Consider the following 313-nt stretch of genomic DNA (forward strand, 5'->3'; position numbering starts at 1 on the left):
TTATGCCAGCTTTCGTATTTGCCCTGCCTGACGATTGATGTTCAATGATCCGAACGCACCAGTCGCCGATGATCTGAACCGCAAACACAAAGATCAAGATAATGATCATCGCTGCAAAAATCACATCGTTTTGAAAACGGGCGTAGCCAATGCTGAACGCAATATCACCTAAGCCGCCAGAACCGATGGCTCCAGCCATAGTAGTCAAACCGATCAGGCTGATGATCGTTACGATGGAAACACGGACAATGTCAGCCAATCCTTCACGCAAATAAACACGAAAAATTATCGCAGCTGGACTAGACCCCATCGC

The 313-nt window shown here is 47.3% G+C and carries 1 protein-coding gene; it reads right to left on the reverse strand.

From position 1 onward, the window contains the following. Positions 1 to 313 (reverse strand): ABC transporter permease subunit (locus LFYK43_RS12380; protein WP_124978599.1); only part of this gene is annotated, 313 nt, incomplete at both ends.

It is taken from the genome of Ligilactobacillus salitolerans, from assembly GCF_003864415.1.
Lineage (GTDB): Bacteria > Bacillota > Bacilli > Lactobacillales > Lactobacillaceae > Ligilactobacillus > Ligilactobacillus salitolerans.